Annotated in this window: 21 protein-coding genes; 10 read left to right on the top strand and 11 right to left on the bottom strand. The window is 37.4% G+C overall.

Annotation, left to right across the window (positions count from 1 at the left end; genetic code table 11):
• The first annotated feature begins 13 nt into the window (after window positions 1-13).
• Complete coding sequence (locus BT797_RS18300; protein WP_075473115.1) at window positions 14-889, top strand: alpha/beta hydrolase family protein; 876 nt, start codon at window positions 14-16, stop codon at window positions 887-889.
• Between the two features lie 120 nt (window positions 890-1,009).
• Here the strand turns inward: BT797_RS18300 and BT797_RS18295 are convergent, their stop codons facing one another.
• From BT797_RS18295 to BT797_RS18285, 3 genes are all read right to left on the bottom strand, one after another.
• Window positions 1,010-2,896 (bottom strand): Ig-like domain-containing domain, encoded by a 1,887-nt coding sequence (locus tag BT797_RS18295; RefSeq protein ID WP_082293734.1) that lies wholly within the window; start codon window positions 2,894-2,896, stop codon window positions 1,010-1,012.
• Between the two features lie 75 nt (window positions 2,897-2,971).
• Window positions 2,972-3,931: a hypothetical protein gene (locus BT797_RS18290; RefSeq protein ID WP_045110629.1), complete on the bottom strand. Its 960-nt coding sequence runs from the start codon at window positions 3,929-3,931 to the stop codon at window positions 2,972-2,974.
• The gene (locus BT797_RS18285) at window positions 3,931-5,268 is read right to left on the bottom strand and encodes a sphingomyelin phosphodiesterase (RefSeq protein ID WP_244534229.1); all 1,338 of its coding nucleotides are present in this window, start codon (window positions 5,266-5,268) and stop codon (window positions 3,931-3,933) included. The genes BT797_RS18290 and BT797_RS18285 overlap by 1 nt, the downstream gene beginning before the upstream one ends.
• A gap of 368 nt (window positions 5,269-5,636) precedes the next feature.
• Here BT797_RS18285 and BT797_RS18280 point away from each other — a divergent pair, with 368 nt between their 5' ends.
• Entirely contained in the window at window positions 5,637-6,554 is a 918-nt protein-coding gene (locus BT797_RS18280) for a polyprenyl-phosphate transporter (RefSeq protein ID WP_075473113.1), read from the top strand.
• A gap of 107 nt (window positions 6,555-6,661) precedes the next feature.
• Here the strand turns inward: BT797_RS18280 and BT797_RS18275 are convergent, their stop codons facing one another.
• From BT797_RS18275 to BT797_RS18250, 5 genes are all read right to left on the bottom strand, one after another.
• Window positions 6,662-7,534: a lipase secretion chaperone gene (locus tag BT797_RS18275; RefSeq protein ID WP_045110631.1), complete on the bottom strand. Its 873-nt coding sequence runs from the start codon at window positions 7,532-7,534 to the stop codon at window positions 6,662-6,664.
• 2 nt (window positions 7,535-7,536) lie between these two features.
• Window positions 7,537-8,478: an esterase/lipase family protein gene (locus BT797_RS18270; protein WP_045110632.1), complete on the bottom strand. Its 942-nt coding sequence runs from the start codon at window positions 8,476-8,478 to the stop codon at window positions 7,537-7,539.
• Window positions 8,479-9,027: 549 nt separating this feature from the next.
• Complete coding sequence (locus BT797_RS18260) at window positions 9,028-9,900, bottom strand: lipase secretion chaperone (RefSeq protein WP_075473112.1); 873 nt, start codon at window positions 9,898-9,900, stop codon at window positions 9,028-9,030.
• A gap of 2 nt (window positions 9,901-9,902) precedes the next feature.
• Window positions 9,903-10,844, bottom strand: coding sequence for a lipase family alpha/beta hydrolase (locus BT797_RS18255; protein ID WP_075473111.1), 942 nt, complete (start codon window positions 10,842-10,844; stop codon window positions 9,903-9,905).
• A gap of 346 nt (window positions 10,845-11,190) precedes the next feature.
• Complete coding sequence (locus BT797_RS18250; protein WP_075473110.1) at window positions 11,191-12,666, bottom strand: aminotransferase-like domain-containing protein; 1,476 nt, start codon at window positions 12,664-12,666, stop codon at window positions 11,191-11,193.
• Between the two features lie 152 nt (window positions 12,667-12,818).
• Between BT797_RS18250 and BT797_RS18245 the strand changes: the two genes are divergently transcribed.
• The gene (locus BT797_RS18245) at window positions 12,819-13,718 is read left to right on the top strand and encodes an EamA family transporter (RefSeq protein WP_075473109.1); all 900 of its coding nucleotides are present in this window, start codon (window positions 12,819-12,821) and stop codon (window positions 13,716-13,718) included.
• 9 nt (window positions 13,719-13,727) lie between these two features.
• Here BT797_RS18245 and BT797_RS18240 read toward each other — a convergent pair whose 3' ends face one another.
• The 3 genes from BT797_RS18240 to BT797_RS18230 form a co-directional block, all read right to left on the bottom strand.
• On the bottom strand, window positions 13,728-13,991 hold the full coding sequence (locus tag BT797_RS18240) for a hypothetical protein (protein ID WP_045110637.1): 264 nt from the start codon (window positions 13,989-13,991) through the stop codon (window positions 13,728-13,730).
• A 211-nt stretch (window positions 13,992-14,202) separates the two neighbouring features.
• Entirely contained in the window at window positions 14,203-14,745 is a 543-nt protein-coding gene (gene yjjX / locus BT797_RS18235) for an inosine/xanthosine triphosphatase (protein WP_170860790.1), read from the bottom strand.
• 3 nt (window positions 14,746-14,748) lie between these two features.
• Window positions 14,749-15,267, bottom strand: a complete 519-nt coding sequence (locus tag BT797_RS18230; protein WP_244534228.1) for an NlpC/P60 family protein — start codon at window positions 15,265-15,267, stop codon at window positions 14,749-14,751.
• 466 nt (window positions 15,268-15,733) lie between these two features.
• Here BT797_RS18230 and BT797_RS18225 point away from each other — a divergent pair, with 466 nt between their 5' ends.
• The 7 genes from BT797_RS18225 to BT797_RS24325 all read left to right on the top strand — a co-directional run bounded on the left by BT797_RS18225 (window position 15,734) and on the right by BT797_RS24325 (window position 23,027).
• Entirely contained in the window at window positions 15,734-17,338 is a 1,605-nt protein-coding gene (locus BT797_RS18225) for a wax ester/triacylglycerol synthase family O-acyltransferase (protein ID WP_045110639.1), read from the top strand.
• Window positions 17,339-17,347: 9 nt separating this feature from the next.
• Window positions 17,348-17,989, top strand: a complete 642-nt coding sequence (locus tag BT797_RS18220) for a TetR/AcrR family transcriptional regulator (RefSeq protein WP_045110640.1) — start codon at window positions 17,348-17,350, stop codon at window positions 17,987-17,989.
• 381 nt (window positions 17,990-18,370) lie between these two features.
• On the top strand, window positions 18,371-19,579 hold the full coding sequence (locus BT797_RS18215; RefSeq protein ID WP_075473108.1) for an NHL repeat-containing protein: 1,209 nt from the start codon (window positions 18,371-18,373) through the stop codon (window positions 19,577-19,579).
• 256 nt (window positions 19,580-19,835) lie between these two features.
• On the top strand, window positions 19,836-20,522 hold the full coding sequence (locus tag BT797_RS18210) for a LipL32 family surface lipoprotein (protein ID WP_045110643.1): 687 nt from the start codon (window positions 19,836-19,838) through the stop codon (window positions 20,520-20,522).
• A gap of 254 nt (window positions 20,523-20,776) precedes the next feature.
• Entirely contained in the window at window positions 20,777-21,325 is a 549-nt protein-coding gene (locus BT797_RS18205; protein WP_075473107.1) for an ECF-type riboflavin transporter substrate-binding protein, read from the top strand.
• A 6-nt stretch (window positions 21,326-21,331) separates the two neighbouring features.
• Entirely contained in the window at window positions 21,332-21,514 is a 183-nt protein-coding gene (locus tag BT797_RS24655) for an ATP-binding cassette domain-containing protein (protein WP_339391034.1), read from the top strand.
• 49 nt (window positions 21,515-21,563) lie between these two features.
• Window positions 21,564-23,027: an ABC transporter ATP-binding protein gene (locus BT797_RS24325; protein ID WP_254796134.1), complete on the top strand. Its 1,464-nt coding sequence runs from the start codon at window positions 21,564-21,566 to the stop codon at window positions 23,025-23,027.
• Window positions 23,028-23,144: the final 117 nt, after the last annotated feature.

Raw genomic sequence — 23,144 nt, 5'->3', positions numbered from 1 at the left:
ATATGGACTTGAAATGAATGATTTTTTAATAAATGAAGTAGACGTTTATTGCCAAGATGGTTGCAAACTTTCCGCCACTCTTTTCAAACCCAAAAGTGAGGTGAAAGCGGCAGTATTGATCGGCCCTGCTACAGGAATAACACAACAGTTTTACAAAAGTTTCGCCAGTTTTTTAGCCCAGCATGGATATGCAGTAATAACCTTTGATAACCGAGGCATTGGAAAGTCACTATCGGGTAAAATCAGTGCCAGTACCGCATCATTGCAGTGTTGGGGCGAGCAAGATATGCCCGCAGTCCTTGAATTTCTTAAAACAACCTATCCAGACAGCGCTTATCACCTGATTGGCCACAGCGCCGGTGGGCAACTAGTCGGCTTAATGCATAACGCAAAAGATCTCAGTTCAATCTTCACTTTTGCCAGTTCTTCTGGCCGATTAAAGAATATGAAAATGCCTTATGCTTTAAAAGCACAATTCTTTATGAACCTGTTCATCCCAATGAGTAACCTGATTTTCGGCCATACAAAATCGCAGTTACTAGGCATGGGAGAACCCTTGCCTAAAGCTGTTGCCCAGCAATGGCGTCATTGGTGTAATGGACAAGGTTATGTGAAGACAGCCTTTGGAAAATCGATACATAATCACCTGTACAATACACTTTCAACGCCTTCCCTATGGGTAAACGCCACCGATGATGACATCGCCATTGATGCTAATGTCGCTGATATGCTGGCCGTTTTTGAAAATATGAACGCAGAAACAATGACCTTATCACCTGAAGCATGTAATTTAAGTGAAATCGGCCACATGAAGTTTTTTAGTCGCAAGGCCTGTCATCTATGGCAGCACCCTTTAACTTGGTTGGAAAACAATGCTCCCTCGCTGTAGATTGAAGCATTTTAATATAACAAATAATCCCCAACCTTAAACAAGATTAGGGATTATAGCCTGGCGGTAGGATCGCTGAAGTTTTATGGAGTGATTAGTCTTTTTACAATGTTGTTATTGCTACTCTTGCCATGATTTACTGTTATGCCATGATGACCACCAATTACCGAGATCTTTTTGTTCATGGCTTAACTCAAATACGTCATCTTCAGGTGTTGCTGTACTTTGTCCTGCAGTTATTATCCAACGACCTTTTTCGGTTTTTTTCGCATTCATTAAATCGATCAAGGAGTCAGTCGTGGTCGATGCAGAAAAGCCACTACTTATATCTTTAGCATCAAACGCCATTTGCCATAAATACCAAAGTCGGCCATTCACATGCTTCTGACCTAGTTTTTTATATTCATTTGTATGAATCCAAGGCGTTTTAAGATAACTGATTGCTGCAATATCTCGCTCTGGAGTATTTAAACCACCATAATAAACACCCGAAACACCTGAGAATCCGTCACTAGTGCTAGATACGTCATAAAAGGCAATTGCAACGTTATCTAAAGCAAGTTGTTCGGCAATCGATCGGTTGATCTCTTCATTCCAAGGTCGTCCAGAATAACCAGGATTGTAGTAGCCAGATAAACCTGTGGCTAATGCAGCCTCTCTATCTGTGTCCCTATGCTCTGTAGCCGTTGTAACCAGTGCTTTTGCCGGATGCTCATCCCAGTAATCATCAGCTACGTTTGCCCCCGCCCAGTATGGGTCAATCAGCGCCAACCTATCAGGAATTAAAGCCGCACTATTCTTGTTTTCACTTAAAATATAAGCCGCCCCATGCACCATCTGGCTTCCAAGAGAGTGACCTGCAAGTCTAAACTCATTATCATCCATTTCATCAAGTGCACTCTCCAAAATTTCCGCCAATATAACTGACATAGGTTTAGTCGGGTTATTTACGTCTTGGCGATCATATTCCCACACATCCTCTGGCTTAATCGGTTTATCCTGACGTGCAGAACCCGTTAGTGAATAAGGTGATACGGCATAACGCATTTGAATTGTATTCCAAATCTTAGACTCAGCCTTATAGGGTACAGCAGCTCCGACTGAAGATTTTGCATTATCATCATCATCCGCTATCTGATTCCAATAGAATGCGCCAAAGTTCCAGCTCTTATCTTTCCAAATACTCACGAGATCCATAGTTTCAGTCATTCCACTGGAAAATCCTGAGGTTTCACTGTTAACAAAATGGTTAAAACCTTCCCGTCTATAGTCTGCAACAACACTTTCTTGCTGCCAGCCGTGAGCATAAATTAAAGTATCATTTTCAGGAGCATAGTAAGATTTATCAATTTCTCGCCCCGGGATATATTTAACTGCATCCGTTGAATTTTTAAACCAATATAAACCGTAATCTACATCCGTAGTTTTGAACGTCCATGTTAACTCTTTAGCAGGAGTGCTTAACACAGCACCGTCGGCAGATTTTATACTTTCAGAAATAGTTACTTGATATTCATAGCCTGGTTTTAGGCCATTCCAGTTAGGCTTACTTTCCGTATAGTAAGCAAATGTCGAGCGATCTAAATAAGGTTTATAAGCAGGTTTAAAAGTAAGACTTTTATTGTCAGTACTTAGAACCCAATTACCACTAATTATATTATTATTATTGAGCTCAGAATCTGCAAAAGGGGTATCTTCCATATGCAGCCTTTTAATTTGAACTGTACTATCTGTAATTGAGACAGGATCAACCTCGTTGTCAAATTCAATAACTACATAGCTATGTATTTCTACATTTTCTTCAGTGAAGTTATTGGAAAAGGCATTTTCATAATTTTGGCTTTTATCAAAATGTCCTTTGTCGTAATAATGCCCTGTTATATAAATTGGTTGTTTAACATCTGGTTCATTAATATCTGATTTATTAACGTCTAACTTATCATCCCATTCACAACCTGCCAGTGAAAGTATAATGGCGATAAAAAATGACATTCTTATTGTGTTCATATATTCCCTCTGGGTAATTTAAATAATGTAAAGAAACATGACTTTTTCATTAAGCTTTTTAATACAAACTAAAAACTAAAAACTAAAAAAGTTAAGACGATATTGATATAAACGTTCCGCTTTATAAACCTGCCAATCTTCATCATTCATGGTTTTCTTTGATGTTGCTCGTTCATTAGCAAGTGTTACCTCAAGTTCATTTAATCCTTGCTGATAATCCGTTATTTCTTGCTCTTGCTTATCAACTTGCTGATCTCTGTTAACAATGGACTGTTGCTCGTTAGCAGTAAGATATTGCGAAGCCAATTTAGCCTTAATTCTAGCTGTTTCATCTTCAGGCATAGACCGTGGAATTAACGCTAACGCTTCTTCGTACTTCGCAATATCAGAACTTAACGCAAAGCTATCTAGGTCAACATCCCGCTCTGCCAACATACTATTATATTCATTGATAAAGTCATCAGCATTCTGAGCCTGATTAAATCTATTTTCAGGGTCTGCTAGCGCTAAACGGTAGTCATAATAAGCATCTTGATGCTGAAATAACTGCGCTGCATCCTTACCCCACACCTGCTCTCTAATCGCTTTAACATTGGCAATTTTATCCGCCAAACTTGCATCCTGACTGATTAACGATTCCCCCATCAAACGTTGCTCTTCCTGCTGCTTCACAGGAAAGTTAACTAACAATTGATAACGATCATCGTCAAGTAGCAACCGCTGTTTAGCTAACAGCTCATCACAATTGTTATGCCTGCGACATTGCTGCCAAAATGACGTTATCGCCGTCATTAACGTTTGACCTTGTGCGTCTTTCAATAAGGTATCTTGCTCGGGCATACCTTCATTAACTTGCATCTGCTCTTTAGCTTGATTCGATGCAATTTCTGTCGATTGTATTGCTGAATGAACCATTTCAGATGATGCAGGTATCGAACTTTCTTGCTTCTCTGCATTCAATTCATTTTCATTGATGATGAAAAAATAAACGCTGCCAATAAAGGCAACGCTTATTAATAGTAATGTTAATCGCATTAACGAATCACTGCTTTAACAGGAAAATGGTCTGATAAATTCCAATGTTTCCATAAACTAGCAACCGTTGTACGCGGTATTTTGACTGTATTTATGTTCTCGTTTCGCTTAGCAAACTCGTTACTAACAACAACATAATCAAGATATTCGATGTTTTCACCACCCGATAGAGCACTACCTGCATAGGCATTAATACGCGGGTCGAACGTTGACTCTGTATAACCCGCATATTGCGGTTCATCAGCGCTAAGGTTCATAAACATCTGTTGATAGTCAGTTGGGAATTTAAGCTTATTCACATTAAAATCACCACCATAGACGACAGTATCAGTGGCTGGGATATTCTGTGCCTGTGCAAAATCACGCATCTGGCGGAATTGACGTTGACGATATTCACGTGCGGTATCTGTATCAAACGACGCGGTATGCGTTGCTAATAAATGGTACGCTTTACCATTTTTAATTACTTCAGCATAGTTTACGCCTTTATCTGCAAAGCAGTCTGTACCAGAGCAATCAGGATAAACATACTGTCCTTCATTAACAATTGGATAGCGACTCACAATCATTACACCACCATCGTAAACATTAATCCCAGAGTAATCTAACATCTTAGTTTGATACGGGTATTCTTTAGCAAGATCACGCAAAAATTCATCACGACCAGAAGCAAATACTTCCTGTAGCATGAGTACATCGTAGCCTTTTAAATGTTTCGGTATTTCCTGAAAACGGTCACCGATGTGCTTTGCAATCACAGGCAGAGCCCAGACGTTATATGACATGACTTTGAGTGTATCAGCGTCAGCTACAGGCTTCTCATCAATTTTCTGCGGGGTGATAGTGTAATAAATATCATCATAACGACCAGTCGCACTCGCTTTAAACGCGATTTCAGTAGTGTTACTGCTACTGTTATACTGCGATTGATAACGGTAAGTATCACGATCATCCGCCCAATTTAGCGCAACATCATTGGCACTAGCACCATGATCAAGTGTTGATTTATACCAATATCCTTTCACTTGTTGTAGCAACGACAGCGACTCGCCATTTTCATTCGTTACAAGCGTTTCAAACTGATAAGTATCACCAGACTTAACCCCTTCCCAACGATTAAAACTTAATACCATTTTAGTTTCCCATGGTTTAAGTGTCTGTACATGTTGTTGCCACTCAGCGCCTTCTTCAAGTAAATCTGAACCGGTATGGTTAACTTGAATCGACATAGCTTGGTTTGAGTTATTAGTAAGGTAGATATCACTGTCGGCAAGTGCAGACGCACTCATAACACAAGTGAGGCAAGTGGTTGTTATTACATTTTTTAGTATATTCACATCAAATCCTTTGATTGTTGTTACAGCGAATATGAGGTTAAGTTAAGAATATGACATTTAAAATACAATAATATTAAATATTTAGCTGGGATCACAATTAAACATAAACATATATAAAAAGCGTGATCGCTGATAATAAACACCAAAGTAAGAACAAAAATAATCCGCTTTATCACTTCACCTTAAACCAACCACGGATCACACTTATATCACTTTCTATATAAGTTTCGCTCAAGAAATAACATGTAGAACTGTAAGATTATTTATACGAAATGAAAAATGTATTTACGATAATGACATTTTTTTCACTCAAACAGTTTATAATGCGGTTAAATTTGACCTTTAATCAATAAATTATACGGAGAATCATGAGTAAAGTTTCTATCTTTATAAAAGGCATGGCGATGGGTGCAGCAGACGTTGTCCCTGGTGTTTCAGGCGGTACAATTGCCTTCATTACCGGCATTTACGATACTCTGTTAGGCAGTATTAGTCGCATTACTCCAAGCCTAATCGGTATGATCAGAAAGGATGGTCTAAAAGCGACTTTTGATTACATTAATGGCACATTCTTAATCGTGTTACTGGCGGGTATTCTGACGAGTATCTTTACGTTAGCGCGTGTTATCACTTGGATGCTCAACACGCACCCTATTCCACTGTGGTCTTTCTTCTTTGGTTTAATCGTCATCTCAGTAAACCACATGTTTAAACAGATCGAATTTTGGAAAATAAGCCGTTTTATAGCTGTCATCGCTGGTATTGGTTTTGCTTATAGCATTACCGTGCTGCAACCGCTTAACCTTGAGCCGACATCGATCAATATCTTACTTGCAGGGTCTATTGCGATCTGTGCAATGATCTTACCGGGTATTTCAGGTAGTTTTATCCTGTTGATGTTAGGCATGTATGCACCAATTCTTGCGGCTGCCAAGTCTATCGACATTGTCACGCTAGGTACGTTTGCCGCAGGTTGTGTCATTGGTATCCTGACTTTCTCGCACGTGCTGACGTGGGTACTAAAACACTACCGCGATATCGCTTTGACGTTTTTAACCGGACTAATGATAGGTACGCTTGGTAAAGTATGGCCATGGAAAGAAACGTTAACATGGCGAACGAATTCAAGTGGCCTTGAAGTGCCATTATTAGAACGTAATCTTTCACCATTTAGCTTTGAGCAAGTAACGGGCCAGCCAGCATTATTAGCGTATGCTATCGTGGCAATGCTTGCAGCTATTATTCTTATCTTGGCGTTAGAAAAGACCGCAGAAAAAGCATCTTAACAATATCTGTTCTATATCAAGAACAAAAATACGGCCGTTAATTCAGCCGTATTTACAACTACCGCAACCAGTGAAACGCTATGAAGGTGAACGATTATATTTAATGACTATGAGCCCTTACTAGCATCATTAATTCGTTCCAACGCTTTAATACGGCGTTGTTGTTGAGAAGAAAAGCTCACTTCACGTAATTCTGTTATCGCTGACTCTAGCTCCTCCTTCGTTAAGCTATCATCAGTCATTAACGCTTGTCGTTCATTTAAATAGTTATTAACGTCTGTGTTAAACACCTCGTTCTTTGCATCTAATTCAGCCAAACGTTGTGCTCCTTCGGCCCCTACCAGTTCTTGGCGTATCAAATACTGTTCTTGAGGACCCATGCCTTCTGTATTTACCAACGACCCCATTAAGGCCGCATTTTTATACGCTACCTGTTCTTCTTCTGGAAGTAACTGTAATTCTTGTTGCCACAGTACATTAAACTCCTCTTCTGACGCTGTAGCTTGCTGAAGTTCTAGTTTTTTCAATGTCATCATTCTTAATTGATTTTCTTCTTCGAACAGATTTTTTTGTTGTTCTGCTGTAAAAAACTTAAGCTGAGCAGCAAGTAATTGATCATTTAACGCAATCAAATCTTCTAAACCAAACTCAGCAGAACTAGCATTAGATTCTAGTGTCTGTAAATAGGTTTTATAGTTAATATATTGCTGAAATAGTGCCTTATCTATTTGTGAGTCAGCAGGACGTTGCGAATTAAACTGTATAAATTTATCTTGTAAAGCATCTAATTCAGTCTCTTCTAAACCAGATAAAAAATACTCAAACGTATCACGATGAGATGTTGAATCAATAGCCGTGTCCAACTGCGATTTAGACTGTAACGATGACGTTTGTATTTGCTTATTAGTGTTATTCGAATAGATAAAAATCGCAGTAACGACTGCAATTAAAACTACCGACGTTAATGCGATTTTTTTCATGTCTATAAGCCTTGTAATTGTAAACGGTTAGCGTGTTGACGATATAAGGTTTTTGGATCCGTCTCAAACAGATGATGAATACCAAATGTATGATTAATTTCATCGACATGATTCATTTTATAATCATCCCGAATTACTTTACCTAAATGCGAACTGCACGCTGATACTAGACCATCACTAGGCTCACTAAAAGCAGACCCAGTCAAAACAAGTGCCGCATCAAGTGGGTCTAACAAATTAGTGAAATTAGCGGAACCACTCCATGAATAATAATAAATACCATTATCAGCCAGATACTCACCTTCACCACACTCTGTTGTAGGAATACCTTCTGGATATGATTGGTTAAATTCTAACGATCTTTTAGTTGTTAACGATTCTAATGCCGCAATTGGATCTTGTGGTAAGTCATTATCACCAGAAAGGAAGTTGATTAGGTCACTAAAAGCAGCAGTGATCGTAACAGCTAACTCTTCAGGTATTGAACCTTCTGGTACTTCTTCACGTATGATATCAATAATAATTGAACCTTTATTAACACCGCCAATACTGGTTACTGATGCCACATATTGCGGCGCAACCGATGCCACATAACGTGCTGTAGGCCCACCATGACTATGCCCAATTAAATTAACTTTATCTGCTCCTGTAGCAGCTAAAATCTGTTCAATCTGTGTTAATAGCTGTTCACCACGTTCTTCTGTTCGATTCGTTGCAGAAACCTGAGCAACGTACACCACAGCACCACTTCTTGTTAACGCATGAGGGATGCCATAAAAATATTGGACTCCAACAATTGAATCAAAACCAAAAAGTCCATGAACTAAAACTATTGGATACTTCGTTTCGGTATAACCTTTTTGCTCGGTTCTATCGCTCGATTCAGCTGCCAGACTACTAAAAGCAACCAAACACATAGTTAAAAATGCAAGAAATTGTTTCATTTATTCACTCCTAATTATCAAATTAAAATTAACAAGTAATTCAACTCCAAAACAGAGCTGTACTTAAATAAATACAAAATCATAATATAAAGAGATATTATTAATAAATGTGATGAAGTTCAATGAGTTGCTAAAGAAAAATACACATAAGACATAACGGACATCCATCAATATAAATTATGCTTAATAATGATTGAATATTGAATTATTCGCCTGATAGAATCTAACCTTTCAACACAATAACCCCACAAAAGCCATCATATTTAGTTTATTAAACTAAATTGATCTTAAACAAGAAATCTAAAAAAAATACGAATCCAACACAAATAATCAGCTAACTATCGACGATGTTACTTTGCGATAACCACGCCAACCAAATAGCATAATAAGAAACAAGGATCGAAGCCACAATACGTAAGTTCTTAGTTCAAATTTAGGTTTATACAAACCACATCAACAAACAAAGAAATATTGATATATAGGATACTCGACGAATAACCCCCATGAATAAAACATTTATTTATACCATTCCCTTATATTTATTAATGACTATGAGCCCTTACTAGCATCATTAATTCGTTCCAACGCTTTAATACGGCGTTGTTGTTGATAAGAAAAGCTCGCTTCACGTAATTCTGTTATCGCTGACTCTAGCTCTTCCATCGTTAAGCTATCATCAGTCATTAACACTTGCCGTTCATTTAAATAGTTATCGACGTCTGTGTTAAACACCCCGTTCTTTGCATCTAATTCAGCCAAATGTTGTGCTCCTTCGGCCCCTACCAGTTCTTGGCGTATCAAATACTGTTCTTGAGGATCCATGCCTTCTGTATTTACCAACGACCCCATTAAGGCCGCATTCTTATACGCTACCTGTTCTTCTTCTGGAAGTAACTGTAATTCTTGTTGCCACAGTACATTAAACTCCTCTTCTGACGCTGTAGCTTGCTGAAGTTCTAGCTTTTTCAATGTCATCATTCTTAATTGATTTTCTTCTTCGAACAGATTTTTTTGTTGTTCTGCTGTAAAAAACTTAAGCTGAGCAGCAAGTAATTGATCATTTAACGCAATCAAATCTTCTAAACCAAACTCAGCAGAACTAGCATTAGATTCTAGTGTCTGTAAATAGGTTTTATAGTTAATATATTGCTGAAATAGTACCTTATCTATTTGTGAGTCAGCAGGACGTTGCGAATTAAACTGTATAAATTTATCTTGTAAACTATCCAACTCAACCTCACCTAGCCCCGATAAAAAATATTCAAATGTATCGCGATCAAATGTTGAATCAATAGCAGTATCCTGCTGCGATTTTGACTGGAACGATTTCGCTTGTATTTGCTTATTAGTGTTGTTTTTATAGATAAAGATCGCAGTAACGACTACGATTAAAACTACCAGCGTTAATACGATCTTTTTCATTTCTATAAACCTTGTAGTTTTAAACGGTTAGCATGTTGACGATATAAAGTTTTTGGATCCGTTTCAAATAAATGATGAAGACCCAAAGTTTGATTCACTTCATCCATATGATTCATTTTATAATTATCGCGAATGACTTTACCTAAGCGTGAACTGCACGAAGAAACAAGGCCATCATTTGGAACATTAAAAGCCTTACCAGTCAACGTAAGCGCCAAATCCATTGGGTCTAACGCGTTAGTAAAGTTAGCACTACCGCTCCATGAGTAATAGTAGACCCCATTTGCAGCAACATAATCACCTTCACCACATGCAGTAATAGGCACTCCTTCTGGATATGATTCATTAAATTTAAGCGAGTTCTTAGTTGTTAATGCTTCTAATGCCGCGACTGTATCTTGTGGTAACTTTCCTCCACGAGAAAGAAAAGTAATTAACTTACTTAAACCATCAGCCATAGAAGCTATTAGTTTCTCAGATACTGACCCCTCAGGTACCTCTCCACGTAAAATATCAGCAACACGAGAGCCTTTATTTACACCACCAATACTTGTAACTGACGCTACGTATTGTGGTGCAACAGATGCAACATAACGCGATGTTGGCCCGCCATGGCTATGACCAATTAAGTTAACTTTATCTGCACCAGTAGCCGCTAAAATCTGTTCAACCTGCGCTAATAACTGCTCGCCACGAACTTCGGTCGTATTCGCCGCAGAGACTTGAGCCACATACACTTCAGCACCACTTTTACTAAGAGCACGGGTAATGCCATAAAAATAGTCAATACCCAACATGGAATCAAAACCAAAAAGCCCATGGACTAAAACGATGGGATATTTCGTTTCTGTGTAACCCTTATAATTCGAACTATTCGTTAAACCTTTAGCCTGACTGCTAAATACAATCAAACATAGAGTAAAAAATGCAAGAATCCGTTTCATTTGTCTATCCTTATTATTAGATTTAAGTTAACAAATCAGTTCAAACAGCCAGAACTGAGCTTTACCAAATAAAAGCAAATAAACATTACAGGTAGTCACGACAAATAAATGTGATTAAGATCAATAATTTAAGACGGGATATTTGTGTGTAAAGTTTGATTTTTAGCGCTATATTTTAAATGTGGAATTTTAATCTAATTAGAGATTAGATTATAAAAAAAACAATATAACCGACCTACAAACACCCCTTAATAGGTATTAAATTCTGGAGAATTCAAGGTTTAGAATTAGTATATAAGTAAAATAAAATTAGTTAGCTATTGATACTGTTACTTTGGTTATCGGGTTATTTGACTCCATCAGGTTCTGGTTTCGGTATTAAGGGCAACGTAATTGACGTAACATCTTCATTAATCAGTCCACACAAGCAAATCAGTTGTGCTCTCAATGCTAACGATTTTTCTTGTTTCTCAGCGCTGTCTTTCTCATTTTTAACAATCGACCAGCCTATGTTTAGTCTTAGGCAGTTTTGATAATACTCAAGCGTGGTAAACTCACTCCCCGCACGAAACGAAATCCCTTTTTTCAACGCTTCATTTAATACGCTTTGACTATCCATATTATCGAGTTGTAACCAAATAACCATACCACCTTCGGGAACACTGATTTTAGTGTTTTTAGGCAGTAATTCCCTTAGTAAGCTATGGTACTGCCGAGCATGTGCCGCTAGGGTTGCCGTTAATTTTTTAAGGTGTTTTGAATAATGCCCCGTATTAATAAACTCGCATACCGTGTGTTGGACGATATTATTGACACCAAAAAATTGCACACTGCGCAACTGTAAGTATGCATTAAAAAAACGCCCTGGCTCACACCAACCTAACCGATATCCCCCAGCAATAGTCTTAGATACCGAGCTACACCATAATACCCAGCCAGACTTATCCCAATACTTAATTGATAAAGGGGTAATGTTCGAATAGCTTAATTCCAAGCAAATATCATCTTCAATGACAGGCACTTGGTAATCCGCAGCAAGCTCAGCAATACGTTGCTTTTGTTGATTACTTAAACAAAACCCTTGTGGATTTATATGGTTAGCGCTAAATAAACATACAGAAATACGCTTATCTTTGAGTAAAGATTCAAGTTGATCTAAGTCTAGCTGAGATTGATAACAAGGTATCTCAAGCACTAATCGCCCCATGTTCTCAAGTAAGTTCAATAAACCATTAAAACAAGGTGATGAAATCGCTACCGTGTCTCCAGGATTAGTCGTGATCTCAATAGCACTTCGAACAGCATCAATACAACCATTGGTAATAACCAAATTATCTGATTTTAGAGGTAAGTGTTGTTGTGAAAAATGATTTGCTAATGCAGAACGAAGAGCTACATCACCTTGATGATCTGGGTATGCGAACAAGTCTGATCCGATCCGTTGATTTACGCGTCGTAAACAACGATTTAAAATATCCTGAGGGATCAAATCCTCAGGTAACTGTGCGGTATAAAATTGACCTCTTAATCCTTGAACAATGGATTGATCAACTTTCGGCGTCGCCACTTGAGCATTGAATTGAGGGTATATTGGGGTATTTTGTTTATTCAAAGGCTGAGTTATAAAATAGCCAATTTTCGGCTTTGCATACAACCAACCTAAGTCGAGTAAACGCTGATAACAATTATTAGCTGTTGTCATACTCACATTATGCAACTGGGTAAACTGCCGTAACGACGGCATTCGTTTATCGACAAGCAATATACCTTTATCAATGTCGTTAATAATATTATCTGAAATTGTAATATAAAGTGCGGCCATCCTGCCCTACCCATCAAAATGAAAACTGTATCTATCAAAACTAACTTGAGCCTTTAAAACAAACTGTACTCTAAAAATTAACAAAAACTGCATCTGTTTATTATTTGTGAAAACAACATACTAGTCAAACAATAAAACAACGGAGTATTCATATGCACAGAAGTTCAATATCACCTATTCACTTAATCATCATTGTCGCGGTAACTTGTTTATGGGGCTTTAATTTCTCTGTTATCAAGGCGGGAGTGGATAACCTAGATCCGTTTATTTTAGCGGGACTACGTTTTACTTTTGCAGCATTCCCTGCGATCTTGTTTGTCCGAAAACCAGATGTAGATTGGCGCTACATTGCACTATATGGTATTACTTTTGGTGTAGGTGTTTGGGGGATGATGTCCATGTCAATTTATATGGGTTTATCCGCAGGGATCACAAGCCTCACCTTAGAATTTAGTGCATTCATTAGTGTACTGATGGGGGTTGTTTTTCTGAAAGAACATATAAATATGAGTTTAAAAATAGGATTAGCGTTATCTTTACTTGGCCTCGTTTTCATTGCCAATATTACTGATGGCTCTGTTACTTCCATTGGTTTAATTCTTGCCCTCATTGGCGCGTTCAGTTTTAGCAGTATCAGCTTAATGGTTAAAAAAATTGATATTAATGACATGTTTGCTTTTATAGCTTGGTCTTGCCTATTTGCACCGCTGCCGTTATTTGCAATGGCATATATGGTAAATGGGGTTAACCTATATAGCGAATTAACAATACTCAATCTTACATCTTTTGGCTCTATTTTATTTCAGGCTTATCCAACAACATTGTTAGGTTACTGGATATGGAACAAAATGCTCACCAAATATCCATTAAGTATGATGAGTTCGTTTAAGCTGTTAGTGCCTATCTTTGCATTAATAGGATCGGTCATCTTTTATGACGAACAATTAGGAATAAACAAGATAATTGCATTTTCATTGATTATAACAGGAGTTGTAATACCATTAGTCGCTCCTTTTATAAAATCGGTATGGTTTAAAAAGTTACAGCCTTAGCATCGACTATCAATCAGCATTAATTTCAATTAGTGCTGATTTTTCAGTCCTCACTTTGTCATCTTTAATATCTTCACAATAACCACTATTACACTGCTGCGTACATGATTTAGTGCAATGAACTCGTTTATTACAGCTCCATAAACAAAGTTGCCACACTTGTTGCTTAGACTCTGGATCTAAACAGTTTAAATCTGCTGCACAAAGATGACCCGCCCGGATCAATTCTGCAAGTTTCGAACTCGATATACTTAAATTAACCTTAGAAGACATGATTTAGTCCCTTATAAACGCGTTATAACTCCATGTATTCATAATAACCTCAATTGAGAATGATTATCAATAGCGGTTATTATGTTTGTTTACACTAAATTACAAAGCGTTTAAATAACAATCTAAAATGATGACTAAACCAAAGTGACAGCATATAAAGGTGACTGTTTATATAAGGATATTAGCGACACAGATCATGAGCGATTAAAGATCACTGACTATAAAGTTCAGGGTATAAGAAGGGTGCCATTGCTAATGTCAGCGCTTGAGTATAATTACTTTCGCGGGTTGCATGCCCATTCGTTAACAAACCAATCGCCCCTCCTTTGTGTTTAATATTGACTGTCTTAAACAATTTATCCATCACAGGTCCCAACTCTTCACCATTGAGTAATGATTGATAAATCGGTGCTGGTAATGGTAACGCAGCACTTCGCCCTACCGACTGTTGCTCTTTATTCGCAATAACAACATACGCGAATGTTGCAGGTCCATCGGCGAGTAAATCAACACCACCTTCGATTGCAATATAAAAATCAGCATCTGCATGCTGTTGGCAATATTTAGCGCGGTTAATAGCACCTTCACGGGTCTCAGCCGCATCCATCGGCTGATCTTGAACATTCGAAGGAGCATCTATACCATCACATTGCACAGCGTGATCGGGATACAATTCAGCAATCACTACACGAGAAGCATTTACTTTAACTGGATTTTTAGATCCAACAACAACTTTAATTAATTTTTGTTCTATCATTTATAAATCAACTCTTCTTGATTGCCAATAGTGGCTGTTCCAATATGGATTATCCAAACGAGATAAGATGACACCACGGCTGCTTGAAGCATGAAAAAATTGTAACTCATCAACCATAATACCGACGTGGCGTACATTAATCCCTGTTTTAAAAAACACGAGATCACCGGTACGTAATTGCTGGCGTTTGATAGAATACCCGACTTTAACTTGTTCGGCAGTCGTACGAGGAAGATAGACAGAAAACTGCTGCTTAAACGTAATTTTAACTAAGCCAGAACAATCTACCCCACTCTTACTTGTTCCACCCCATTGATGAGGCGTCCCATGCCAATCTTTATATTGCGTTAGTAGCTGACGTTGGACATAGTCAAGTTCCGCTGTTGATCGATTAACTGTAATCCTTGGTTCTGAATATTTTATCGCTACCTGCTGACTACAGCCTGAAATTAACACCAACAAAATAGAGAACCAAAAAGACTTAAACACTACCACATCATCCATTACAACCCACTTCATCTTCGTATTCTACCTTTACTCATTGTTTCAAAACAACCAAGTTATGACGTGTTTTATAGATCGGGCTGTTTCTCAGACTTAATCCGTTCGTCAATATATTTATATAAAATAATTTTCAATATTTACCAGACACCTCGTTATGTTACAAAGACAACACATGTTAGCGTTAACATTGTATCATGTAGTTATCACTATCTAGCTAACCCTTTTTGTATACTGCGTTCGTGGTATATAACCGCAAAATTAAGATTTAACAAATCACCAATTTAAAAACAGGTGTAACACAAAAAATAGTACATTTAATACTATTTTCATACGCTTAAGGTTTAAGTTAACACTTTGTCACTATTTACAAATGTAAAACAAGAAGCTAACATATACCCATATAGTTATAGATATATAGAAAAGTAGAGCTTAGTATCTAAACACTCTATTTTATGAATTTACTGCATAGGGATTAGATAACATGCAAGCACTAACGCTAGTTGATATGGGTTTCTTATATACGGAAACGGTTGCCAGTCCTAAACATGTAGCCGGATTACAAATTTTTACTGTACCTAAGAATTACGAAGGCAACTTTACTCGAGATCTGTTCGACAGCTTGATGTCGCAGGATGAAATTAAGAAACCATTTAATTTAAAACTGAAAAAACAGCTTACTGGACAATATTACTGGAAAGAAGATGACAATATTGATCTCTCTTACCATGTACGATTTGCAATGCTACCGCAACCAGGCAATGAAAGTCAGCTGCTTCACTTTATTGAACATCAGCATGAAACACTATTAGATAGAAATAGACCTTTATGGGAAATGATTCTGATTGATGGCTTAGAAGATAACAAATTTGCTATCTACCTAAAAGCACACCACGCGTTCACTGACGGCGCAAAAGCCAACCAGCTATTAATGTCGTATTTAAGTAAGAATACTGATGCGCCAATGACAGCATTTTGGAATGTTGAACTCGAGCAAAAAGAAAAACACCTTGATAGCATGCTTTCGTCACTAACAAAAACGTCCAAAAAACTGACAGACCAAGTTAAGTCAATCCCATCACTGACTAAACTAACGACCAAATTACTTTTTCAAGCCGCTAATGTGTATAAAGCGGATATGCCAACACCGTTTATGGCGCCGAAAACACCTTTCTCAGTAAGCCCCAAACGTGCACGCCGTGCTGCTGTTTCAGCACTGTCGTTAACACGTGTTAAACGCATAGGTAAAATGACTGGCGCAACAATCAATGATGTAGTTGTAACCATCTGTGATATGGCTATTCATAACTACCTTGAAAGCAAGAATTTTAAACTTAAAAAACCGCTTGTTGCTCAAATGCCAATGAGTTTACGTGATGCTAGCGACACTGTAACGAACAACCAAGTTGCAATCAGTTTAGTTGAATTAGCTTATCATGGTGAATCACCACTTGAACGTTTAATGACAATTAAAGATTCATGTATCAAGTTAAAAAATGAAACACGTTTACTGACAAAAGAAGCACTAACAAGCTATACAATGGCAAGTCAAGGTCTCGCTGTCGTTAGCGAATTTTTCAATTTAGATACTGTATTACCTCCAATGGGTAATGTGCTAATTTCAAATGTTCCAGGCCCACAACATCCCCTGTATATGATGGGTGCGAAAATGGAACAATGCTTCCCTATTTCGGTACTTCCACCAGGAATGTCTTTAAACATTACATTATATAGCTACAACGGATTGATCAATGTTGGCTTAGTATCATGCCGATCTGCCCTACCTGATTTAGCAGATCTTGCTGATGATGTTAGTAAAGCATTTATTGAACTTGAAAACGAAGTACTAAAAAGTGCATCAGTCTCTGTTTCAGAACAAATAGCGCTATTAACAATGAAAAATGCTAACTCCGATATTAAGCAAGAAAGCTTAGCAGTAATCGAACAAATATTAGCTGACACACAAAATACAATTAATATCGAAACTCCGCCAGTAAAACAGCAACCAAAAAGCAGTCGTGTTGATACACCACCAACCGACATAATTTCTACTGATACAGAAATCAAAACTGTATCAGCATCAGTTTAGGAAAAAGTGATGAAAACACGCGATAGGATATTACAGTGTAGTTTAGAAATGTTTAGCCAATACGGGCACGTCAAAGTGTCCACGGTTGAAATTGCCAATGCTTTAGAGATCAGCCCTGGTAATTTATATTATCATTTCAATGGCAAGGAACAGTTACTCACCGAATTGTTCTACGAATACGAAGCTGCAATCAATAAATTAATGTCATTTTATGAAGATGATGTGCAAGCATTTGAAGATTATTGGGCATACTTAAATGTGTATGTTGGTTTGATTCAACAATACTCATTCTTCTATCGTGATATGAAAGTTATTTTTGATGAAAACAAATTGCTAAAACGACGTTTTATGCGTTTAGTTCATAATCATCACAGTTTTTTCTTAAAAATGCTCGTGTCATTAAATGAAAATAGTGAAATCAAGATGACGGAAGCACAGCAAAGCTCGATGGCTGATACGATCTGTTTAATTGCGACTAACTCATTAGATACACAATTAGCTGAAGAAGATTACGATCTTCAAGAAATTACACAGCGTATCGTATTGCGTATTATCATGTTAGTTGAACCTTATTTTTCTCACGAATCTAAAGAAAAATATTTACACGAAGTTGAACAAAATCCTGTTGAAGCAACAAGTTTGTTTAGCTAAGTAACTTAGTTTTTAAAGCACTGCTTAAATAAAAACCTAGTGATAATTAATCCACTAGGTTTTTTAGTTTAAGGCTATTTATTTTCGAGATAAATCTTTCACCAAGCATACATAATTTACAACATTTTTTATTAAAGATGCCAATCAGTCACTTTCACACAAATAACACCGCAGATCACTATATAAGATCATCATCATCACCTTATACAAAACAACCATCCAAAACAACATAACCACTTGATTAAAATGGGTTTAATAGCATTGTCACAACTCTTGTTTATTGCTATCGTATACGAATATTTAGAGTAAAGACTCTTTTGGTGCTGTTTGTTGTCACACTAATAAATTCATGCAACATTTTAATTCAACAAGGACATTTCAATGAAAAATTCAATATTTAAAACCAGTTTATTAGTAGCGGCCCTATCCTTAAGTGGTTGCGATGTCACTTTCATTACGCCTGACTGGGTTAAATTTTACGACAACAGTAAAACGGAAGAAACAACAGTAGAATGGTTGTCTGCACAAGTGATCGATAGTGTCGGTAATATAATCCAAGCTGGTGAGACAATTAAAACAGGCAGTGATCGAGTTCAAAACATGCTATTAGTAAAATACGGCACATCTGGTAATACAATCTGGACTGTCGAACATGATGTTACTTATGGATTATCACGCAGTGATGAAAATATAACAGCGATGGTTATCGATGATAAAGACAATATATATATCACTGCAACAGTCTATCTGCAAAACAATGCTCTAGGGCCTCGTGCATCACTACTCGCTAAGTTTTCTACCGATGGAAGCATAATTTGGGAACAAATAATCAGTAATGAATATGACGTTCGAGATCTTGAGCTTAAAAATAACAAGCTTTATGTAACAGGGCTAAATACTAAAATCTTTAACACTGACGGTGAACAACAGTTAAATATTGAGCACCCTGAACAGCGAGCTTGGGATATAGCAGTCGATATGGATGAGAATATGTATGTCTCAGGCCGTAAAAGCATTAGTAAATACAATACATCGGGTCAATTAGAATGGATGCAGCTACAAACTGAAGATACATTCGCAGAAGCAGCAACAACAATCCTCACTGACGGTTCTGTTCTTTCTATCATCATGACCAAAGATCGAAATCTACAGATTCAAGCTATTGATATTAACGGACAGTTATTATGGCGTAATAACGTTTATGGTAACCAAGACAGTTATGCGCTACCTGGCCCTGTTATCCTCCAAAAAAATGCGCAAGATGAATTATTTATCGCGTTTTCAGATGCGTCAAATAGAGATCTAATCAAGATGCAAGCGAACGGCGATATTATTTGGCATGTGAGCAATCAGCAAGGTGAAATCAGTGCAATTAACCTTGATGATAACGGGGGAATATTTGTTGTCGGTAATGGTAATAATGAAAAGTATACTGATGATGGAGTATTAATTGCGGTTGCTAACACCGAATATGAAGTACAGCAACGCACAGGTAGTATCGTCCGTAAAGGTAACGACGTTTATGTTGGTTACAGTACTTTCATTAATAATAACTTCGATTTCTATCTTGCTAAATACACTGATAGATAACGTCTTCCCCCCTCCCAAGCTACCCGTAAGATAATAAGTGATGGCATGCCAATAGTCGTTATTTTAAATATCTATTTAGTATTAATCCCGAGGTATTAGCAAGTGTTAGGTTTATAAATTGAAAATTTGCGTCAAGTCTGATTTTCACTGATTAATTGGTATTGAATTAGTGTTGAATCAATTGATTATCGTAATATGTTGAATAAATACACTATATACTGGCGACTCATTTATATATTGATTTAAGGATAGAATTTTGAAAAAAGGAATTGCAACTAAATTATTACCATTATTAGCAATCATTACACTTACAGGTTGTATGTCTACTGGTCCACACCTAAAAAGCTCCAATAAAGAAGGCATAGCTGGTATGGAAATGCGTGCTCCATATATTAACTATACTAATTATTTTGGTTATGTTGATGATAGCGTAACGCCAGATGGTAAAATTAAAGGTAAACCAGCATATTATTTATATGCATGGGTTCCTGCTGTAATTGACGAAATTGGTGTATCTATGATATCTCCAGCTGAAGCAACTCCAGCTGAAGGTGATTTCGTACAGAGCACATTTGAAGCAAGTCTTCAATCTGCTCCAAATAAGTTTTTTGATACATATATTACACTTGATCGCCTAAACATTGTTGATAAAGCAAAAATCAATAAAGGTGGTAAAGTACTTCAAGCATTAAACTATAATGACGATACTTCAGAATTACCAGCTAACCCAAGTGGTTCTTCTTATAACTCATTGTTACGTCAAGTATCTGAAGTCAGCAGCCCAACTAAAGCGCTTGTTCGTGGTGTATACCGTATCTCATTCACTTCATTCCGCTCAGCAATTGAAGGCTCTTTTGAAGCAACTATTGGTACAAATGTTCCAGGTGTTAAAATCGCAGCCTCTTTAGAAGAATTACATGAACTCGTTAACAAAGAAGGTTAATCCTTTTTAATTAATTCGGTAGTCGTCATGATAACCTGAGATAATGTAATTAAACGGCGCCTCTTGCGCCGTTTATATTTTCCTTTATGTAGCGATTCGCAACGATTAAGCACAATGTACACACCCACCCACACAAACTAATAACCTAAACGCTGGTTAAAAGAAAACCACTTTAACTTTATTTCCTTAATAGTCTGTATTCCTGTACAATTCGCACCTTAAATTTTCCGTGTTAATTTATATCCAAGGCTTATATGAATCTTTCAGCTAAAACTGTTGTTGTGATTGCAATTGGTGGTGCTTTATATGGCATCGGCGGGTTACCAATGTATGGTATACCGGTATTTGCAAATACCACACTTAAACCTGCGATGGCAGTGCTTGCTCTCTTCTCGGTATTATTTGGTCCATTAGTTGGTTTTTTAGTAGGCTTTATTGGTCATTGGGTTACAGATTTATTCTCTGGCTGGGGTGTTTGGTTAACGTGGGTATTAGGCTCAGGTATTGTTGGTCTTATCATCGGCTTATTCCCTAAACTGACAAAAGGTCGTTTAGAAAAAGGTCAATTCTCGATAAAGGATATGGCACTCTTTGTTGTACTTGCCTTAATCGGTAATACTGTCGGCTATGGCGTATCAGCACTACTCGATACCATTCTTTACGCAGAACCATTCAGCAAAGTCATGACACAATTAACAATTATCGCTGCAGGTAATACGATATTAATCGGTATGGTTGGCTACATTCTACTGACAGCATTTGCAAAACGTAAGAAACAAAGCCGTAATCTGACCGAGGGTTAATCAACAATGACTATCGAATTTTCTGACTTCTCTTTTAAATATGCTTCGCAGGATAAAGCGACACTAAAAGGCATAAATCTAAGGATAGAGAAAGGAGAGAAAATCGTCATTATTGGTCCAAGTGGCAGTGGTAAATCAACCCTTGGACAGTGCTTAAACGGTCTGTTCCCCCCATGCGATAAAAGGTGATATTTCTGGCACCTTAACCATCAATGATACGCAGGTATCAGGGTTACGCATGCAAGATTATAGCGAGACAGTAGGCACAGTATTGCAAGATACCGACAGTCAGTTTGTCGGTTTAAGCATTGGTGAAGATATCGCATTTTCGCTTGAAAACAATATGGTATCTCAAGTCGAAATGCTACCTATCGTGCAAAAGACCGCCGCGATGGTTGACCTTGAGGACTTACTTGACCATTCACCTTATGCATTATCAGGTGGTCAAAAGCAGCGTGTATCACTTGCTGGTATTTTGGTTGATGATACTGACGTCTTATTATTCGACGAACCCCTTGCCAGCCTTGACCCAAAAACCGGTAAAGTAACTATCGAAATTATCGACCAATTACATCAAGATACTGGCAAAACCGTTATCATTATCGAACATCGCCTTGAAGATGTGCTGCACCGCCATGTCGACCGTGTAATATTAATGGAACGTGGTGAAATCATTGCAGATATGAGTCCTGATGAATTAATTATTTCGCCATTATTACAAGTCCACGGTATTCGTGAACCACTATACATTACTGCGTTAAAAGCGGCAAAGTGTCCGATTTCGATTTCTGATAATCCAGCTTATATCGAAAAGATGGATCTACAGAAATATCAAACCCCATTAACCAATTGGTTTAATGCGCAAGCCCCGATGGTCAAACCACAGACCAGCGAAGTATTACTCGAAATTAACGATTTAACGTATTCTTATACAGGCGAAAAAAATGCCTTAGAAGATATTTCGTTTAGTATTAATCGCGGCGAATTTGTTTCTATTTTAGGTAAAAATGGTTCAGGTAAATCAACGATAACCAAACTTATCATGGGTATTATCGCACCAGATACAGGTAATATTAAGCTTAATGGCGAAGACATAGCCAACTTATCTATCTTTGAGCGCGCTCAAAAGGTTGGTATTGTGATGCAAAACCCCAATCACATGATCTCTAATCACATGATTTTTGACGAAATTGCTTTTGGGCTGCGTAACCGTGGTCATAACGAAGCGTTTGTTGAAACGAAAGTATTAGAAGTACTTGATCTATGTGGATTAAGTAAATACCGTCACTGGCCTATTGAAGCGCTTAGTTATGGTCAGAAAAAACGAGTAACAATTGCATCTATTCTAGTACTCGAGCCTGAATTACTTATTTTGGATGAGCCAACTGCAGGACAAGATCACCGTAACTACACATCGATGTTATCCTTTATCCAAACACTCAATAAAACACTTGGCATTACTGTTCTTATCATATCTCATGATATGCATTTAGTTTTAGAGTACACCACCCGTTCGATTGTTATTGCAGAAAGTAAGTTAATTGCCAATGCACCAGTCTCACAAGTTTTTAGCAATCCCAAACTACTTGACCGAGCAAATTTAAAAATAACGAGCCTGTATACCCTTGCAAATGCTGTTGGTATCAAAAATACAGATAGTTTTATGCAGCAATTTATCAAATCTGAAGTGACGCCTTCATAATGACGCGCAACACGAACCATAAAAACAATATGAATAAAAGTAACGTTAATAAAACTAAAAAAATCGATTTTGGTATTAACTATGTCAATACTAATTCTGTAATGGTCAACTCAAATC

The sequence above is a fragment of the Moritella viscosa genome, from assembly GCF_900120065.1.
GTDB lineage: Bacteria > Pseudomonadota > Gammaproteobacteria > Enterobacterales > Moritellaceae > Moritella > Moritella viscosa.
The sequence above is the reverse complement of the archived record's forward strand: the minus strand, read 5'-3'. Positions and strand labels throughout refer to the sequence as shown.

What these genes read in the sequence shown, in the direction of transcription:
- BT797_RS18230 (WP_244534228.1), bottom strand. Translation starts at nt 15,267, where the DNA reads ATGAAGTGGGTTGTAATGGATGATGTGGTAGTGTTTAAGTCTTTTTGG.
- BT797_RS18215 (WP_075473108.1), top strand. Translation starts at nt 18,371, where the DNA reads ATGAAAAATTCAATATTTAAAACCAGTTTATTAGTAGCGGCCCTATCC.
- BT797_RS18275 (WP_045110631.1), bottom strand. Translation starts at nt 7,534, where the DNA reads ATGAAAAAAATCGCATTAACGTCGGTAGTTTTAATTGCAGTCGTTACT.
- BT797_RS18220 (WP_045110640.1), top strand. Translation starts at nt 17,348, where the DNA reads ATGAAAACACGCGATAGGATATTACAGTGTAGTTTAGAAATGTTTAGC.
- BT797_RS18245 (WP_075473109.1), top strand. Translation starts at nt 12,819, where the DNA reads ATGCACAGAAGTTCAATATCACCTATTCACTTAATCATCATTGTCGCG.
- BT797_RS18250 (WP_075473110.1), bottom strand. Translation starts at nt 12,666, where the DNA reads ATGGCCGCACTTTATATTACAATTTCAGATAATATTATTAACGACATT.
- BT797_RS18290 (WP_045110629.1), bottom strand. Translation starts at nt 3,931, where the DNA reads ATGCGATTAACATTACTATTAATAAGCGTTGCCTTTATTGGCAGCGTT.
- BT797_RS18240 (WP_045110637.1), bottom strand. Translation starts at nt 13,991, where the DNA reads ATGTCTTCTAAGGTTAATTTAAGTATATCGAGTTCGAAACTTGCAGAA.
- BT797_RS18255 (WP_075473111.1), bottom strand. Translation starts at nt 10,844, where the DNA reads ATGAAACGGATTCTTGCATTTTTTACTCTATGTTTGATTGTATTTAGC.
- BT797_RS24655 (WP_339391034.1), top strand. Translation starts at nt 21,332, where the DNA reads ATGACTATCGAATTTTCTGACTTCTCTTTTAAATATGCTTCGCAGGAT.
- BT797_RS18260 (WP_075473112.1), bottom strand. Translation starts at nt 9,900, where the DNA reads ATGAAAAAGATCGTATTAACGCTGGTAGTTTTAATCGTAGTCGTTACT.
- BT797_RS18300 (WP_075473115.1), top strand. Translation starts at nt 14, where the DNA reads ATGAATGATTTTTTAATAAATGAAGTAGACGTTTATTGCCAAGATGGT.
- BT797_RS18280 (WP_075473113.1), top strand. Translation starts at nt 5,637, where the DNA reads ATGAGTAAAGTTTCTATCTTTATAAAAGGCATGGCGATGGGTGCAGCA.
- BT797_RS24325 (WP_254796134.1), top strand. Translation starts at nt 21,564, where the DNA reads ATGCAAGATTATAGCGAGACAGTAGGCACAGTATTGCAAGATACCGAC.
- BT797_RS18270 (WP_045110632.1), bottom strand. Translation starts at nt 8,478, where the DNA reads ATGAAACAATTTCTTGCATTTTTAACTATGTGTTTGGTTGCTTTTAGT.
- BT797_RS18205 (WP_075473107.1), top strand. Translation starts at nt 20,777, where the DNA reads ATGAATCTTTCAGCTAAAACTGTTGTTGTGATTGCAATTGGTGGTGCT.
- BT797_RS18225 (WP_045110639.1), top strand. Translation starts at nt 15,734, where the DNA reads ATGCAAGCACTAACGCTAGTTGATATGGGTTTCTTATATACGGAAACG.
- BT797_RS18295 (WP_082293734.1), bottom strand. Translation starts at nt 2,896, where the DNA reads ATGAACACAATAAGAATGTCATTTTTTATCGCCATTATACTTTCACTG.